Here is a 13,748-nt window from a genome sequence, read left to right as displayed (position 1 = left end):
ATAGGCTCGTGGGCTCGGTTATGTGTATAAGAGACTGTTTCCAGGCCGGGTGGGGCGGGTCGTCCAGATCGCTTTCCGCCTCGACGAGCGCGCGCAGGGCGCGCAACGCCTCTTCCATCTCCTGCTCCTGGGCGGACTTGCGCAGCACGGGAGCGCCGTGGTCTTCCGGCTCGTCGTCCCTATCCGCTGTGTCCGCGCCCTTGCGGTTCCAAAAGGCATCGTCGGCGTCGGCTTTCTGGTCCTCCGCGTCGTCGTCCTCCGGACCGTCGTCATCACGATCAACATCGACATCGTCGGCCGGCTTGCTCGACCGGCCGAACAGCGGAGTCACCACGCCGCCGTCGCGGCCGTCCCCGCTCTCGTCCTCGTCGCGGTCGGCGGCGGCCTTCTGGACCATGCTGCGCAGGGCGGCGATGGTGCGGTCCAGCGGTTCGCTGCCGGTGGGCGCGGGGTCGCGCTCCCGGGGGCGCTCCCACGGCGGCGGGGCCTTGTCCGGATCACGGATGGCGAAGCCCAGGATGTCATCGTTGGACGGCTCCGCGTCGTCGTCGTCACCGTCCGGATCGGCCTCCCGGATATCGGTTCTGCCGGCGTCGTCCTCGATCGAAAAGGCTGGCGGTGGGGACGCAACCTCCACAGCCGGAGCACCGTCGCCGCGGCCATCCAGAATGCTGCGCAGCGCCGCGATGGTGCGGTCGAAGGAGCGGGAGGCCTCGCCGTCCGCATCGTCCTCGACCGCCGGGTGGTTCTGCCGGGCGGGCGGAGCCGGAGGCAGGCCCTCGACCCGATCCGCTTGGTCGTCTTCGCTCTCGCCCTCGCCGTCATCCTCGTCCGCATCTTGGTCCACGAGTGTCCAGCGGCGCGGGCTCCAGTCCTCGTCGTCGTCCCACTCCGTCCCGTCGGCGTCCCGCTCGGCGGTGTCCGCCGTGTCATCCTCGTGGCCGGCGAGATCGGCGAGCGACACCGGTTCCCACAACGGGCGCCGGCCCGACTCGGGAGCGGCATCACCGTCCGCAGCCAACCGTTCCAGCTCCAGATCCGTTGCCAGAGTGTCGGGTTCGGGCTGAGCGGCGGGGAAGGGGATCGGCGCCCGCATGGCCGGGGCCGCGTCCTCCACGTCCGGCTCGTCCATCGCGTCGCCGCGGATCCGCACCGCGTCGAGCAGCCCTTGCAGGGCGGCCAGCGGCCCGGCGAAGGACGGGGCGTCCTCCTCCATGGTCATCGCCGTCGCCGGCGTTGCGAAGGGCGGCGGCGCCGGGCGGCTTTCGGTGTCGCGGGAATTGCAGCGCGAGCAGCGGTAGTGGGGGGCGATGGACAGGACCGGGTAGTTGGGTCCGAAGCGCCGGTTCATGTCCGCGCGCGGCAACACGCCCTCGTGGCCGCAGGCGCGGCAACGGACGTGCACATCGACCTCGATGTCGCGCAGGTAAAGCATGCGTGCCATGGGCGCAGTATACGCAGCGGCGTGCCCAAGCCCAGCGGATTCGCCGCCCGCGCCACGTGCCGCGCCGGTGCCGGCGGTGACCTTTTCGGTCGGCCGTGCCGACGAGTCATCCCGGCGGGCCGTCCCGAGACGGACGGTTGGCAAGTCGCGGCGGAGCCGCTATGTTCAGCGCCGTGGCCCCGTAGCTCATCTGGATAGAGCGACGGTTTCCTAAACCGTAGGCAGCTGGTTCGAGTCCAGCCGGGGTCACCACCTCCTTCCGCGACCGGTTCCGCAGTCTGCTGGCCCCGCAATCTGATGGAAGGCTTTCCCATGACCGCATCCCTGTTGCAGGACGCCGTTCTCGTCACCGGCGCGGGTCGCCGCGTCGGTCTGCATCTCGCCGAGCGGATGATGGCGCTGGGGCACCCCGTCGTCGCCCATTACCGCACGCCCACCGACGGTGTGGAGCGGCTGCGCGCCGCCGGAGCGGTCTGTCTGCAAGGCGATCTGGCCGATCCGGACGGCGGGCCGCGGCTGGCCGAGGCGGTGCGGGGCGTGGCGGGAAGCCTGCGGGCGGTGATCCACAACGCCTCGGCCTTCGAGGTGACGGCGGCGGACACCGCGGACGCGCTGCGGCAGCTCGATGTCTTCCACGCCGTTCATGTCCGCGCGCCCTTCGCGCTGAACCGCGAACTGGCGTCGCTGCTGGACGCCGGTTCGGCGCGGCGGGCCGACATCGTCCACATCACCGACATCTATGCCGACAACCCCAACCCGGCCTTCGACGCCTATTGCGCCAGCAAGGCCGGGCTTCAGAACCTAGCGCTGTCCTTCGCCAAGCGGCTGGCGCCCAAGGTGAAGGTCAACGTCGTCCAGCCGGGGCCGATCCTGTTCAAGGAGTGGCACGGCCCCGAGGCGCGGGCGCGCGTGCTGTCAGAGACTCTGCTCGGCGAGGAGGGCGGGGTGGAGGCCATCGGCATGGCGGTGGAGGCCATTCTCCGGAACCACTATCAGACCGGCGCCGTCGTCGCGGTGGACGGTGGCCGGCGTCTCGCCTAACCGGGGGGAGCCGTCGCGGCAACCCGGCAGGGCGGCAGCGCACAGTTCGCCCTGCGCTGGCGGAACGGGGCGCCCGGCGAGCAGAGCGGCGATCTCCGCGAAGGGGGCGGCCAGATAGGCGTCCGGGCGCAGGGCCGCCAAGCTGTCCACCGGGAAGGAGCGGTTCACCCGCCCGATCAAGTCGATGTCGGCGGGGCGGTCGCGCGTTTTGCAGCAGGGGTGGGCGCGGTCGCGGCCCAGCGCCAGCTCGACCCCCACGCACAGCCCCTTGCAGCAGGAGGGGTCCAACGCGCTCGGCACATAGGCGCAGTAGTTGACGAAGGGGTGGTCGCTCGTCATGCCGACCGGAGCCGTGCGGTAGAAGCGGCTGACCAGGACGGAACCGAACAGGTCGGCCAGACGGGCCGCGATCCGTGCCGCGTTCCGATCGGGTTCCACGTTCGTTCCGATTCCCAGAATGTAGCCGTCCAGCGGCAGCGGGGCGGCCGAAACCGGAATCAATGCGTCCATAAGCGTTCCGTCGGGCGGGATGTGCATGGAAAAGATGTGAAAATCCGGGCGGAAACAATGATGCCGGATCGTTGCGGGTTGATCATTTCACGGGACAAATATGAACGAATTTCGATACACCTTTCCGTATGTGAAAATTCGGCGGCTGATTTTTACAGAATTTTCGTTGGATCGTTCGTAGAATGCAATCATGATAAAGGTTGCATGGCCGAATAGCGGACGGTTAGCCGATATGGTGGATAGAGTTGTTTTCCGTCTTGTCGCCCTGACGTTGTTTGTATTTGCCGGTGCTGCCAGCGCCGGGACGCTGCCGGAACCGACGGAAAAGCCGATTCTGGTCGTGTCGGGGCAGATCGGGGCGACCAACCGCGACGGTGCGGCGGTCTTCGACCGTCCCATGCTGGAAGCGCTGGGCATGGTCTCCTTCACCACCGCCACCCCCTGGTACAAGGAGCCGGTGACCTTCGAAGGCGTGCCGCTCGCCCGCCTGATGGAGCGTGTGGAGGCGCGCGGCGAAACGCTGACCGCGACGGCGCTGAACGACTACACCGGCGAAATCCCCATGGACGACGTGCGGAACCGCAAGGTGATCCTGGCGCTGAAGCGCGACGGGGCCTACATGCCGGTCAGCGACAAGGGGCCGCTGTTCATCGTCTATGATTTCGACCATGATCCGGAAGCGAACCGGCAGAAATATTTCGCACGCTCGGTCTGGCAGGTCGCCCGGCTGACCGTGAAGTGAAGGCAGCCCTTGTGAGTCCGCCGACCGAGACCGCGCCGAAGGGAAGCTCGCGGCTGTCCCGCCTGCTGGGCTGGGCGTCGGAGGACCGTACGCGCCGCATTGGGCTCTGGCTGGCGATCCTGACCGGCGCGTTCGGCCTGGCGGCTGCCTATCTGTCGCTGCTGGTGGTGAACTACGGCGAAGCGCTGCGCGGGGCCGCGCCCTACAACTTCGCCTGGGCCGCCAGCCAGACGGTGGGGGAGGTGACGCGGCTGGAGCAGCGCATCCTGGCCAGTGCGCTTCCCGGGGCCAAGGTCGACGCGGACGAGGTGCAGCTCCGCCTGGACATCGTCCGCAACCGCATCGCTGTGCTGGGGCGGGGGCAGGCCTCCCTCTTCATGGACCGCTACCCGCAGCATCGCCGCACGGTGGCCCGGCTGGAGGAGGCGCTGAACAGCGTCGGCACGATCCTGGCCGGGCCGCTGCCGCCGGCGGACAAGGCGCTGGCCGCCCTGGCGGTTCTGGAGCCCGTCGACCGCGAACTGAACGCCTTCGCCTCCGTCGCCTCCCAGTTCGGTGGGGAGCTGGTGGACGAGGGACACGACCATCTGCTCTATCTGCATGGACTGTTCTCCATGCTGTCGGCCGGTCTGGCGGTCTGCGGCGTTCTGTTCATCACGGTGCTGCTGATCCAGAACCGGGCCATCCGGAAGGCGCATGACCGGATGGAGGCGATGGCCGGCGCCCTGCGGACGGCCATCGCCCAGGCGGAGGAGGCCAGCCAGGCCAAGACCCGCTTCCTGGCGACCATGAGCCACGAGCTGCGCACCCCGCTGAACGCGATCATCGGCTTTTCGGAGCTGATCCGCGAAGACGGCGACATCGGCGGCGGCCGCTCCGCCGCCGTCCCGTCCGGCAGCACGAAGGAAACCACCCGCCGGGAGAACGCCCAGCGGGAGCACGCCCAGTATGCGGGCTACATCCTGACCAGCGCCCGGCACATGCTGGGTCTGGTCATCGACATCCTGACGGTCGCCCAGATGGAGGCGGGCCACGCCAACCTGACCTTCGATTCGGTGGACCCGCGCAAGGTGGTCGGCACCGCCATCGCCACGGTGCTGGGCACCCAGGCCGGGCGGGGCCGGACGATCCGGACGGCGGCGGGGGCGGTCTGGCCGGTGCTTCAGGCCGACGAGCGGGCGGTGCGGCAGATGATGCTGAACCTGCTGTCCAACGCGGTGAAGTTCAGCACCGCCCCGTCGGTGATCGAGGTGGAGGCGTGGCTGGACCCGCGGGGCGGTTTCGTCATCGCCGTGCAGGACCAGGGCATCGGCATGACGGCGGAGCAGATTGAAAAGGCCGCGCAGCCGTTCTATCAGGCGGAGGACGGCGCTACCCGCCGTTTCCAGGGATCGGGGCTGGGGCTCAGCATCGTGAAGAGCCTGATGGAGGCGCATGGCGGCCGGCTGCTGCTGGAAGGCGCGGCGGGGACCGGCCTGCGGGCCTCCCTCCATTTTCCGGTGGAACGGGTCGGCGGGTCGGCGCCGCGTCCGGACCCGGCAAGCCAGGTTTGAGCAAGGCAGGTTTGAGATCGAGCGGCGTCGGCCTTGCCGAAAATAAGCAAAGCAAAGAAGGGATCGGGTTTTATGACGGTGCAGGCAAATGTTCTCGCCCTCGTGCAGGAAGCGATGGAGGCGCGCCGCTCGAACGAGGCGCTCAACACGCCGCTGGACGCCGCGGGCGAGGCGGCCATGATCGACGCCGCGGCGCGGAAGGTCGAGGAACTGCTCGACGTGCTGCGGATCGACCATCGCAACGACCACAACACCCGCGACACGCCGCGCCGCGTCGCCAAGATGCTGGTGCGCGAGCTTCTCAAGGGCCGCTTCACGGCGGCGCCCGAGCTGACCGAGTTCCGGAACGCCGAGGAGTTCGACCATCTGATCGTTACCGGCCCGATCGCCGTGCGCTCCACCTGCGCGCACCATCTGATGCCGATCTACGGCACGGCCTTCATCGGCATCCTGCCGGCCAAGGGCGGCAACATCCTGGGCCTGTCCAAGTACGACCGAATCGTCGACCATTTCGCCGCCCGCTTCCAGATCCAGGAGGAGCTGGTCAAGCAGATCGGCAACTTCATCGTCGAGGCCACCCGGCCGCGCGGGCTGGCCGTGCGCATCAGCGCCGTTCACATGTGCAAGACCCACCGCGGCGTGCGTGCCGGCCATGACAGCCGCATGGTCAACAGCTCCTTCCATGGCGAGATGCTGGAATCGCGCGATCTGCGCGAGGAGTTCCTGAGGGAGTGCGCGACGCTTGAACATTCCGCCCGCTGAGCGGACCGTTCTGCCCGTCCCAACGGGCGCGAAGCGCCCGACTGTTTCTGAGGGCGCGAAGCGCCTGACTGTTTCCGAGGGCGCGGAAAGGCGGTCCGGCATCGCGGGGGCGGCGCTGTTGATGGCGGCGTCGCTCGCCCTGGTGCTGACCGCCGGGGCGCTGGCCCGCGAACTGGGAGCCCGCTACGGAGCGGCGGAGGTTCTCTTCCTGCGCTTCCTGCTGTCGCTGCCGGTGGTCGCCGCGGCGGCTTTTGCGATGGCCGGGCGGCGCGCCCTGTCCGTCACCCGGCCCGGCGGCCACGCGGTGCGGGCGCTGAGCGGCGTCGGGGCGGCGCTGATCTTCTACGCGGCGACCCAGCATCTGCCTTTCGCCGATCTGGTCGCCCTGTCCTACGCGGCGCCCCTGTTCGTGGTGCTTCTGTCCGGCCCGGCCATCGGGGAACGGGCGGGGGCGGCCTCCGCCGTCTGCGTCGCGCTGGGGATGGCCGGGGTCTTCCTGATCGCCCCGCCGACGCGGCTGGAGCCGTGGAGCCTCGCCATGCTCGCCATGGCCTTCCTCAACGCGGTCTGCATCCTGGCGACCCGGCGGACGGCCAAGGCCGACGGGCCGGCGGCCACCGGGCTGGTCTTCGTGCTGGCTGGGTGTCTGCTGACTGCTCCGGCGGCCCTGCTGACCGGCTTCCGGATGCCCAAGCCGGCGGATCTGCCGGTCTTCCTGCTGCTGGGTTTCGCCGCGGGGGCGGCCATTCTGCTGAACGCCGCCGCCTTCCGCCGAGCGCCGGCGGCGGTGCTGGCGCCCATCGACTATCTGGGGATCGCGGCCTCGGCGGCCATCGGCTTCCTATGGTGGGGCGAAAGCCCGTCGTCCGCGGTGCTGCTGGGCGGGGGGCTGATCGCCGCCGCCGGGCTGGGAACCCTGTGGGCCGGCGCGCGGCGCTGACGGCTTCCGCCCGTTTCGCCTACTGCACCACGATCCGCCGCACCACGGCCTTGGTGGCGCGGGCCAGATCCGCCGGGGCCAGGGCGATCTGCAGGCCGCGCCGCCCGCCGTTGACGACCATTTCCGGCAGGGTCTCGGCGCTGGAATCGATGAAGGTGGGAAGGGGCTTGCGCTGGCCCAGCGGGCTGATGCCGCCGACCATGTAGCCGGTGGTGCGCTCCGCCAGGGTCGGGTCGGCGAGATCGGCCTTCTTTGCCCCGGCGGCGGCGGCCAGCGCCTTCAGGTCCAGCTTCGCCGCGACGGGGATGATGACGCAGGCCAGCGCCTTCGGCTCCAGCTGGACGATCAGCGTCTTGTAGACCACCGCCGGGTCCAGACCCATCGCCGCCGCGGCGTGCAGGCCGATGGCGTCCGCCGAGGGGTCGTACTCATACTCCATCAGGCGGTGGGGCATCCCCGCCGCCTTCGCCGCGTTCACCGCCGGTGTGACCTTCGCCGCCATCTCGACCTTGCTCCCCAGGCGCGGATTCGCCCTTTCATGCCGGGAGCTTAGCAGACCGCCCCAGCGAGGGGGAGAGGGGGATGGAGGGGAGGGCGCAACGCCGCGGTGCACCCCTTTCGACGACGCAATTTTGCCCAAATTGCGCCGGTGTTCATGCCAACGCGCCTTGGACAGACGGGCCGCCTGCCGCGATTCTGACCGCCGGCCCGTTCCCCGGTCGGAGAGTTGGAGAATCATGGTCCCACGCACGCTGCTTGTCGTCGATGACGATCCCACCCTGGAAGGCCGGGTCCAGGACGCCCTGCCGGTGTGCCGGATCGTCGCCGCGGGCGGCGTGGCGGACGCGCTGGAGGCGGTGCGGGCGCACCGGCCGCCGGTGGTGGCCCTGTCGGTCGATCTGGCCCAACTGGCGGAATCGCCGAACGGCGGCGGCGACGGCCTGGACGCCCTGTCGCTGATCCTGGGCGAGGCGCCGTCGATCAAGGTCATCGCGCTCGCCCCGCACGACCAGCGGGTGCTGGCGGTGCGCGCGGTGGCCCGCGGCGCCCACGAGGTGTGCGGCAAGCCGATCGACGCGCAGGAGTTGGCTGGGGTGGTGCAGCGCGCTTTCCAGCGCGCCGACCTGGAACTGGAAGGGCGCCGGCTGGCCACCGGGGACGCCCCGCCGACCCTGCGTGTCCTGCGCGACGAGACGGAGCGGCGTGCCTTGCTCGACTCGCTGGCCCGCTCCGGCGGCAACCTGTCGGCGACGGCGCGCCTGCTCGGGGTCAGCCGCCCGACGCTCTACAGCCTGCTGCGCCAACACGGCATCCGCGCCGATTGACGCGGGATTGGCTCATTCGGCGCGCGAGCCGGGGTTGCCGATCATCGACAGGAATTCGCGCCGGGTGGACGGATCGCTGCGGAAGGCGCCCAGCATCCGGCTGGTCACCATGGTGACGCCGGTCTTGTGCACGCCGCGGGTGGTCATGCACTGGTGCTGCGCCTCGATCACCACGGCGACGCCTTCGGGCTGGAGCACCTGATCGATGGCGTTGGCGATCTGCGCCGTCATCTTCTCCTGGATTTGCAGGCGCTTGGCGTAGGCTTCGACGAGCCGTGCCAGCTTGGAGATGCCGACGACGCGCTGGCGGGGCAGGTAGGCGACGTGCGCCTTGCCGATGATCGGCACCATATGGTGCTCGCAGTAGGACTCCAGACGGATGTCGCGCAGGACGACCATCTCGTCGTAGCCGTCGGTCTCCTCGAAGGTGCGCGCGAGGATTTCCTCCGGTTCGATGGCGTAACCGGCGAAGAACTCCTCGTAGGAGCGGACCACCCGGTCCGGCGTACCCAACAGACCCTCACGCGCCGGATCGTCGCCGGCCCAGCGGATCAGTGTGCGGACGGCATCCTCGGCCTCGGCACGGGTGGGGCGTGCGATCTCGCCATGGCCAGTGCCGGCGGGGTGGCCGGGGCCGCGGAGGACATTGTCGGCGTGCGGAGTCTTGGAAGCCGTCACGGGGCGAAGCCTTTCGATTCCTGGTCAAACAGGTTCTGATCACATGCGGGCCGTCGCCGCGGCACACAATGCCGGAGCCGGCAAGTCAGGTATGAATACGGCCCACTGCTCGCCCGGATCACCGAGATTTTCGAGAAAGCCGGCAGGCCGCAGAACGGAGTATGGCGCAGGTGGGTTCGGACGCCGCACAGTCAAGACGTTGGAGGCAGCCTTTCAGCACGCTCTGCGGCGATAGGCTGCACGCTCCGGATGATTCTTACCGGAAGCCGCTGCGCGACCGGCGTCAGTTCAACTGGCGGGGCTGGTGCGGGCTGTCCAGCGAAAAGGCGGGAACCGCCACGTCGAAGGCCTCGCCGCCGCCCGTTTCGAACCGGTAGGAGCCGACCATGATCCCGGATGGCGTGGGAAGCGGTGTCCCGCTGGTGTATTCGAAGCTGCCGCCGGGTTCCAGCACCGGCTGTTCGCCCACCACGCCCGGCCCGCGGACCTCCTGCACGCGCCCCAGCGCGTCGGTGATGTGCCAATAGCGTGTGCGCAGCCGGACGGTTTCCTGGCCTTCGTTCTCGATCCGGACGTGATAGGCCCAGACATAGCGGCTTTCGGCGGGCATGGACTGCTCGTCGAGAAAGACCGGCTGGACGGTGACGCGGATCGCGCGGGTGACTTTCGTGTACATGGCGGCACTCCCGGTCCAGAGAATAGGGGCGGGGGAAAGCGCCTGTCCAGTGGTGGAGCGGGGGACACCCCCTCCGGATGCCCCGAAGCGGCAAGGCGGGGGCCGCGGCGATGCATGCAGGACACACCGGGAAGCCATGCGCAACGGGCCGGTTCCGACCCTTTCACGATCGCTTGAACCCCCTGTCCGCTGGTGTTATATGCGAGGTCCTTACAACGGCCGAAGAGCCTTGCCCATGTCTCGTCCGCACAGCATCAGCATCCGACGACGACGCCATGCCGCGCTGCGCGCGGTTGCGGCCGTCCTTGGGTCGCGTGCGGACGCTTCGGGTCTCCGCCGGCACTGATCCGGCGCTCCCCCGGCGCGGCGGCGCGATCCGCCTCCGACCACAGTCTTTCTGCCGGGAAGCCCCTTGACATGATGATCTCCCTGGAAGAGCCGCGGCACGACGCGGCGATCGAAGCCCTGCTTGACCGGTCCTTCGGCCCGGATCGTTTCAAGAAGACCGCCTACAAGCTGCGGGAGGGCGTCGCCCCGATCCCGGAGCTCGGCTTCGTCGCCATCGAGCATGACGAGCTGGGCAACGAGATCCTGGAGGGCACGATCCGCTACTGGCCGGTGACCATCGGCGGCACGGTGCCGGCGCTCCTGCTCGGCCCGATCGCGGTGTCGGACCGGCTGCAGGGCGGCGGGCTCGGCAGCAAGCTGATCCGGATGAGCCTGAACAAGGCGGCGGCGCTGGGCCACCGGGCGGTGATCCTGGTCGGCGACGCGCCCTATTACGCGCGGTTCGGCTTCACGCGGGAGCTGACTCTGGACATGGCGCTGCCGGGCCCGGTGGATCTCGACCGTTTCCTCGGCCTCGAATTGGTCCCCGGCGCCCTGGCCGGCGCCGCCGGCATGGTGACCGCCCCGGCGGTGGACGAGGCCTACGGGGTGCCCGCGAACGAGGACGTTCGGCAGGAGGCCGGCGGCACCGCCTTGTTTCCGCGACTGATCTCGCCGCTGGTGTCGGTTTTCGCCGCTTCCCCTCGGGAACTTGCCGAATCCCGCCTGTGGCATGCTCGAACCGCTTGAAAGCGGCGAAAGCGTCGCCTATAAACATGCGGCGCGCGGGTGTAGCTCAATGGTAGAGCAGAAGCTTCCCAAGCTTACGACGAGGGTTCGATTCCCTTCACCCGCTCCAACATCTCCTTGAAAATCAGAAGTCTGCTGAAGCCCTGACATTGAGGGCGCGCAGGCGCTTGGGGGGCCGCGGACACTGGTCCGGCGGCCTGATCCCCGTTGTGAAACCGGTGTTTACCGGTGCTTGCCGTTGTTGGAGGTTAGGGCGCCCACCGCCGCGCCAGCCGCGCCACCGATCACACCGCCCATTACGGCGCTGCCCCCCGTCAGGGCGCCGACCGCGGCGCCGCCCGCGGCGCCGATGGCGCCGCCCGACAGCGTGCGCTGTTCGCGGTGGCTGAGGTTCGAGCAGCCCGTCAGAACAAGGCCGCCAACCACGATCACTGCCAGTTTCTTCACCATGATCCTACCCGTTTTCTTCCCTGCATTCTTGGGTGCCGCCAGCCTTGGAAGCCAGCGGCCAAGCCTGCGCTTGCGTCGCATGCTTACGGAATGAACACGCTTTTGCGTGTGACTATTCCGGGGCAGAAAGCCATCCTTTCCATCCCAAAGAGAGAGGGTTCTGGCCCCTACCTTCCCTCACAATAGGGAATCGGGAGCGCTCTGCAAAGCCGGGAAGGCAGTGCTTGGCCAACGATCGATAACCATAGAGATAATCTTGTTATTACTTTTTTACCATTCTCCCGCGTCGAAAGGCTGCACGGATTCGGGGGCGTTTCCTCTTTACTTCATTCAGGGCGCGTGGAACGTTCAGTGTCCTAACGACCTGCGCGACATCGAGGACGCAGGCTCATCGGAAACGTCCCAGGATACCCACCATGCTGCATCTTTCCAGACCGCAGGCGCTTGCCACTCTCCCGGCGAGCCGCCCGAGTGACCGCCGTGAACGGCACCCGTTGCAGCCGGTCAGCGCCCATCCTTGCGCGCCGGCTTACGAGCGCTCGGATGCGGCAATCCATCCAGCGGTTCCGGCGGCCGTGCCGACGGCTGCCCAACCCACGTCTCCGGTTCATCCAGGCTTCAGCGGGGAGCCGCTGGCCCGTGTCATTCGCTTGGCGACCACCGGCGTGTGGGTGGTGAAGCGCCATGGCCGGATGCTTGAAATCGATGGGCGGCTGCACTGGAACTGCCCGCGCACGCTCGCGTCGGACGCCGAGCGCGCCGGTGTCGCCCTGTCCGATCTGGTCGTGAACACCGGCCATCAGCTTCGGGTCGGTGGTTAAAAAAGAAAGGAGCGGCACCCGCCGGTGCCGCTCCTTCGTGTTTTCCGGTCCGGACGGGAGCGCCGGTTAGCGCTCCATGGTCACGGCCTTGATGGTCTCGACACGGATCTCCTCGGTCAGCCGTTCCTTGTAGGCGGCGAACTCCGGGGTGGTCTTGACCTTGTAGGACCGGGGGTGCGGCAGCTCGATGGGGATGTCGCACTTGATGCGGCCGGGGCGGGCCGACATCACCACGACGCGGCTGGCCATGAAGATGGCCTCGTCGATGTCGTGGGTGACGAACATCACCGTCTTGCGGTCGGCCTCCCAGATGCCCAGCAGCAGCTCCTGCATCAGCTCGCGCGTTTGGTGGTCCAGCGCGCCGAAGGGCTCGTCGAGCAACAGCATCTTCGGGTCGTTGGCCAGCGCGCGGGCCAGCGCCGTGCGCTGCTGCATGCCGCCGGAGAGCTGGGCGGGGTGGTGGTTCTCGAAGCCCTTCAGCCCGACCTGGGCCAGGAAGCGGTCGGCGATCGCCAACTGCTCCGCCCGCGGCAGGCCGCGCTCGCGCAGGCCGAAGCAGACATTGTCGCGCACGGTCAGCCAGGGGAACAGCGTGTAGGACTGGAAGACCATGCCGCGGTCGGGGCCGGGGCCGGACACCGCCTTGCCCTCCAGCAGCACCTCGCCGGCGCTCGGCGTCTCCAGCCCGGCGACGATGCGCAGCAGCGTGGACTTGCCGCAGCCCGACGGCCCCAGGATGGTGATGAAGTCGTTGTCGGCGACCTCCAGGCTCGTCGGCACCAGCGCGCGGGTCGGCGCCGTGTTGTTGCGGCTGGGGAAGGTCTTCTCGACGTTGCGGATGGACAGCTTGCTCATGGCCGGCGCTTATCGTCCTTTGGCCCACGGGAAGAGACGGGCGTTGAGCGCCCGGAACAGCAGGTCGGTGATCAGGCCGATCACGCCGATGATGAAGATGCCGAAGATCATCTGCCCGGTGTCAAGGAAGCGCTGGGCGTCGATGATCATGTGGCCGATGCCGCGCGACGCGCCCACCAGCTCCGCCACGATCACGTAGGTCCAGGCCCAGCCGAGCACGAGGCGCAGCGCCTCGAAGATCTGCGGCGAGGCAGCGGGAAGCAGGACGCGCAGCACCACGCCGTCGCGCTTGGCGCCGAGCGTGTAGGCGGCCTCCACCAGATCGCTGCGGATGCCCGACACGATGACCGTCACCATGATGATGAGCTGGAAGACGGAGCCGATGAAGATGACGAGGATCTTCTGCAGCTCCCCCACACCCGCCCACAGGATCAGCAGCGGGATGAAGGCCGAGGCCGGCAGGTAGCGGGCGAAGGACACGAAGGCCTCGAAGAAGGCCTCCACCGGCTTGAAGGCCCCCATCAGGATGCCCAGCGGCACCGCCAGGGCGGCGGCCATGACGAAGCCGGCGAAGACGCGCCAGACCGTGACGGCGATGTCCTCGGCGAAGCCGAACTCCCGGAACAGCGCGATGCCCGCCGTCAGCGTGTCGCCGGGCGAGGCCAGGAACAGCGGCTTCACGAAGCCGCCGTAGGTGGCGATGCCCCAGCCCAGGAAGAACAGCACGAAGCAGGCGATGCCCAGCACCGTGCGCAGCGCCGGAGCGACCGGCTTCAGCGGAGTGAAGAGGGGGGACATGGGATTGGTGGACCGTTGTCGGTGTATTGGAGGCGCTGTCTCTTATACACATCTGACGCTGCCGACGATTATACGC

15 protein-coding genes, 2 tRNA genes and 1 pseudogene are annotated in these 13,748 nt (G+C 68.6%); 10 read left to right on the top strand and 8 right to left on the bottom strand.

What is annotated here, in order from left to right; translation table 11 throughout:
- Positions 1-1,444 (bottom strand): hypothetical protein (locus Q4I23_RS23590; RefSeq protein ID WP_498527826.1); only part of this gene is annotated, 1,444 nt, incomplete at its 3' end.
- A gap of 175 nt (positions 1,445-1,619) precedes the next feature.
- Here Q4I23_RS23590 and Q4I23_RS23585 point away from each other — a divergent pair.
- Positions 1,620-1,696 (top strand) — tRNA-Arg (locus tag Q4I23_RS23585).
- Positions 1,697-1,756: 60 nt separating this feature from the next.
- A complete protein-coding gene (locus tag Q4I23_RS23580) occupies positions 1,757-2,485 on the top strand; it encodes an SDR family NAD(P)-dependent oxidoreductase (protein ID WP_498527825.1) in 729 nt (242 codons plus the stop codon).
- A 183-nt stretch (positions 2,486-2,668) separates the two neighbouring features.
- Here Q4I23_RS23580 and Q4I23_RS23575 read toward each other — a convergent pair.
- Positions 2,669-2,995: pseudogene (locus Q4I23_RS23575) on the bottom strand (2-amino-4-hydroxy-6-hydroxymethyldihydropteridine diphosphokinase); the annotation flags it as partial.
- Positions 2,996-3,227: 232 nt separating this feature from the next.
- Here Q4I23_RS23575 and Q4I23_RS23570 point away from each other — a divergent pair.
- The 4 genes from Q4I23_RS23570 (at position 3,228) to Q4I23_RS23555 (ending at position 6,992) form a co-directional block, all read left to right on the top strand.
- Positions 3,228-3,737, top strand: a complete 510-nt coding sequence (locus Q4I23_RS23570) for a putative pterin-binding protein (protein WP_498527824.1) — start codon at positions 3,228-3,230, stop codon at positions 3,735-3,737.
- An 11-nt stretch (positions 3,738-3,748) separates the two neighbouring features.
- Positions 3,749-5,290 carry a sensor histidine kinase gene (locus Q4I23_RS23565; protein WP_498527823.1) on the top strand — a complete coding sequence of 514 codons (1,542 nt, stop codon included), beginning with the start codon at positions 3,749-3,751 and terminating at the stop codon, positions 5,288-5,290.
- Between the two features lie 72 nt (positions 5,291-5,362).
- Positions 5,363-6,052 (top strand): GTP cyclohydrolase I, encoded by a 690-nt coding sequence (folE, locus tag Q4I23_RS23560; RefSeq protein ID WP_498527822.1) that lies wholly within the window; start codon positions 5,363-5,365, stop codon positions 6,050-6,052.
- A gap of 121 nt (positions 6,053-6,173) precedes the next feature.
- Positions 6,174-6,992 (top strand): DMT family transporter, encoded by an 819-nt coding sequence (locus Q4I23_RS23555; protein ID WP_498527821.1) that lies wholly within the window; start codon positions 6,174-6,176, stop codon positions 6,990-6,992.
- 19 nt (positions 6,993-7,011) lie between these two features.
- Here Q4I23_RS23555 and ybaK read toward each other — a convergent pair whose 3' ends face one another.
- Positions 7,012-7,494: a Cys-tRNA(Pro) deacylase gene (gene ybaK / locus Q4I23_RS23550; protein ID WP_498527820.1), complete on the bottom strand. Its 483-nt coding sequence runs from the start codon at positions 7,492-7,494 to the stop codon at positions 7,012-7,014.
- 235 nt (positions 7,495-7,729) lie between these two features.
- Between ybaK and Q4I23_RS23545 the strand changes: the two genes are divergently transcribed.
- Positions 7,730-8,317, top strand: coding sequence for a response regulator (locus tag Q4I23_RS23545; RefSeq protein WP_498527819.1), 588 nt, complete (start codon positions 7,730-7,732; stop codon positions 8,315-8,317).
- A gap of 12 nt (positions 8,318-8,329) precedes the next feature.
- On the opposite strand, the gene folE (Q4I23_RS23540) is transcribed toward Q4I23_RS23545, so the two are convergent.
- Positions 8,330-8,995 (bottom strand): GTP cyclohydrolase I FolE, encoded by a 666-nt coding sequence (gene folE / locus Q4I23_RS23540; RefSeq protein WP_454020100.1) that lies wholly within the window; start codon positions 8,993-8,995, stop codon positions 8,330-8,332.
- Positions 8,996-9,278: 283 nt separating this feature from the next.
- A complete protein-coding gene (gene apaG, locus Q4I23_RS23535) occupies positions 9,279-9,671 on the bottom strand; it encodes a Co2+/Mg2+ efflux facilitator ApaG/CorD (protein WP_014238636.1) in 393 nt (130 codons plus the stop codon).
- A 417-nt stretch (positions 9,672-10,088) separates the two neighbouring features.
- Here apaG and Q4I23_RS23530 point away from each other — a divergent pair, with 417 nt between their 5' ends.
- Together Q4I23_RS23530 and Q4I23_RS23525 are read left to right on the top strand one after the other, a co-directional pair.
- Entirely contained in the window at positions 10,089-10,748 is a 660-nt protein-coding gene (locus Q4I23_RS23530) for a GNAT family N-acetyltransferase (RefSeq protein ID WP_454020098.1), read from the top strand.
- Between the two features lie 35 nt (positions 10,749-10,783).
- Positions 10,784-10,857 (top strand) — tRNA-Gly (locus Q4I23_RS23525).
- Positions 10,858-10,970: 113 nt separating this feature from the next.
- On the opposite strand, the gene Q4I23_RS23520 is transcribed toward Q4I23_RS23525, so the two are convergent.
- Positions 10,971-11,198, bottom strand: a complete 228-nt coding sequence (locus Q4I23_RS23520) for a YMGG-like glycine zipper-containing protein (protein ID WP_014238634.1) — start codon at positions 11,196-11,198, stop codon at positions 10,971-10,973.
- A gap of 416 nt (positions 11,199-11,614) precedes the next feature.
- Here Q4I23_RS23520 and Q4I23_RS23515 point away from each other — a divergent pair, with 416 nt between their 5' ends.
- A complete protein-coding gene (locus Q4I23_RS23515; RefSeq protein WP_498527818.1) occupies positions 11,615-12,019 on the top strand; it encodes a hypothetical protein in 405 nt (134 codons plus the stop codon).
- A 66-nt stretch (positions 12,020-12,085) separates the two neighbouring features.
- Here Q4I23_RS23515 and Q4I23_RS23510 read toward each other — a convergent pair whose 3' ends face one another.
- Positions 12,086-12,874, bottom strand: coding sequence for an ABC transporter ATP-binding protein (locus Q4I23_RS23510; protein WP_498527817.1), 789 nt, complete (start codon positions 12,872-12,874; stop codon positions 12,086-12,088).
- Positions 12,875-12,883: 9 nt separating this feature from the next.
- On the bottom strand, positions 12,884-13,672 hold the full coding sequence (locus tag Q4I23_RS23505; protein ID WP_038529855.1) for an ABC transporter permease: 789 nt from the start codon (positions 13,670-13,672) through the stop codon (positions 12,884-12,886).
- Positions 13,673-13,748: the final 76 nt, after the last annotated feature.

The sequence above is a fragment of the Azospirillum sp. UFLA03-27 genome, from assembly GCF_059803775.1.
The sequence above is the reverse complement of the archived record's forward strand: the minus strand, read 5'-3'. Positions and strand labels throughout refer to the sequence as shown.